Source organism: Aporhodopirellula sallentina SM41 (assembly GCF_000346505.1).
Lineage (GTDB): Bacteria > Planctomycetota > Planctomycetia > Pirellulales > Pirellulaceae > Rhodopirellula > Rhodopirellula sallentina.
This window is the reverse complement of sequence record NZ_ANOH01000463.1, coordinates 1-2,364: the sequence shown is the minus strand read 5'-3', so window position 1 is coordinate 2,364 and position 2,364 is coordinate 1. Positions and strand designations below refer to the sequence as shown.

At 54.9% G+C, this 2,364-nt stretch carries 3 protein-coding genes; all 3 read right to left on the bottom strand.

The genetic code is table 11. The features are described from left to right. On the bottom strand, window positions 1–1,045 hold a 1,045-nt coding region (locus RSSM_RS30125; protein WP_236621495.1), incomplete at its 3' end, for a DsrE family protein. A gap of 39 nt (window positions 1,046–1,084) precedes the next feature. Then, window positions 1,085–1,564, bottom strand: coding sequence for a bacterioferritin (locus tag RSSM_RS30120; protein WP_008688887.1), 480 nt, complete (start codon window positions 1,562–1,564; stop codon window positions 1,085–1,087). Between the two features lie 87 nt (window positions 1,565–1,651). After that, window positions 1,652–2,364 (bottom strand): rhodanese-like domain-containing protein (locus RSSM_RS30115; protein WP_044304053.1); only part of this gene is annotated, 713 nt, incomplete at its 5' end.

Genomic DNA, 2,364 nt, shown 5'->3' with positions numbered 1-2,364 from the left:
ACAATGGGACATACGAAAACCCGTCTGCTTGCAAATTCACAACTGCGGTGAGCGCGGACACCGCCGTATCCACAAACACCACCGTGTCCATCGAATCATAGCCAGCGGCGTTCAGTGATTGCCCGCAAACACATAACTCAACTCCGGCTTCATGCAACAGATGCAGCAACTCCAGGTTCGGATTGGCATCAACGTTAAACTTCTTGGCATACGCCTCGTCATTCAAGACGGTGAGCGTGCCACCTCCATGCAACACCACGGCAATCTTCGCGTCCACCGGTTCTTTGCCGGCTCCCGCGTAAATGTTGGCAAACTTGGCGACGTACTGAATCGCCGGATGCAGTTTTGCGGGATCACTTCCGCTGGTGATGTCGACCATTAACTTGGCACCGCTACGCGGCTGATGAATCGCATCGGGCAACCGCACGACACTTCCGTGCCCATCGATCAATGGAAAACGCTTCTCCTCCTGCGTGTCACTTGCATCCTCAACCGTGCGAGGCGAATCCACCGCATCGTCAGGGACCGAATGATTTTTCATTGCTTCGGCGAACCCGTTCTCTACGAACTGCGAGACGACTTTCGCATGAGCCTGAATGAGCTTGGCGACGTAAGGATCATCCGAGGTTTCGGTCACCCGTACTCCCTTTTCTGTTTCGACGTGCACCATCGTGATTTCATCGGCATGCTGAAAGATCTCGGCAAACAAAGGATCACGCATCCGAATCGGGTTGACGTCCTCGATGCGATGCTGCATCCACTCGACGTGATCCTTGATTTGTGATGCGACCTCCTCGTCATCCGACTCGGTGAGTGTTTCCACACCGTCGGGCAACTCTCGCACACGGCGCGTGATCTTGTCGTGATTGGTGAGCAGAAACTGAAACACCTCGCGGTCCGCGTCATGCCGAGCGTCTCGCCCGTGTCCACCGCGACCGAAGCCGAAACCACGACCGCGTCTGTCTTGGTTCTGCTGCGCGTCGGCCGCAGGCAACCACGGCAGTGACATCAACAACCCCAACAGCAAAAAACCAAGAGTTCTCACAACAGATCCTTTCAACAAAGAGTGATATCGAAACGTGTCTTAGCTCGAACTTCCGATCGGCATGTGCTTGGCGATGTAAGCCGGCTCGCCCATTCGCTCGAGCAAGTCGAGTTGCAACTCGAGCCATCCCATATGCTCCTCCTCGTCCAGTGCGATGCGTTCGAAAAGTTGTTTCGATCCGAGATCACCTTCCGCCGCGGCTTCCACCGAAGACTTGGTATAGAAGGCGAGAGCTTCCTTTTCGTCCGACAAATCCAGCTCGAACATTTCTTTCAGGGAACGAGCACGCACGGGCGTTTTCTCGAGTTTGAGTTCGGGATCACCGCTGTGGAACAAAATGCGAGTCATGAACTCTTGGGAATGCCCGAGTTCTTCTTGCATTTCCTCTCGCATTTGGTCGGCCAGGATGCCCATGCCCCACTCATCCAACACGCCGGCGTGCAGTTGGTATTGGTGTGTCGCGGACAATTCCATTTCGAGGGCTTTTTGCAGGTTCTTAATCGTTTGTGTGGAACTCATGAAGATTTCTCGCTGATAGAGAGGTGAAAACTAGTTAGAGCGTATCCGAAACCGGATTGTATCGACCGATGATTGATATCGGGAACGCTACATAGCGGCGACGGGGCGTGACATTTTAGAGGTGGGCAAACCTTCGGCACTCCACGCGAGGTAACCTCCGGTCAGGTTGATAGCGAGCCGGTAACCGGCTGCTTGCAAAACACTCACCGCAATCGCAGAACGTGCACCACTGCGACATTGCACCACAACCGGTTCGTCCTTCTGAAGACCACCGAGTTGATCAGGCAGGCGTCCGAGGAACCGATGTTCGGCCTGCTCGATGTGGCCTTCGTTCCATTCCGAATCCGAACGCACATCGATCAACTTCACGTCACCGGCTTCGATCAGTCCGGCGAGTTCCTTCGGTGTTTGCGATGCGTAGCTCTCGGTCGCCATTCCAGATGACAAAACGCTCTCAGTTTCAAAACCACCGGAGATCGTTTCGACGCCGATCTTGTGAAGCACCCGTGCGGCTTCTTCGAGTTGGCTCGAATCACAAATCAGAGAAACAGGGCGATCATAGTCGACCAACCATCCTGCCCAACCGGCGAGCATTCCGAGCGGGATATTGATCGTTCCGGGAACATGCTTGGCGGCGAATTCCGACGACGGTCTCAGGTCCAACACGGTGCCTGTCGACACAGCATCGAGCAGCTTCGCTTTATCGAGCATCTCATGATGATGCCCGGCACCGAGGATCGCCGGGCCTTCCTTGTTGACCCGCTTCATCACCGCAAAGTACTTCGGCGCCTCGGGCTGAT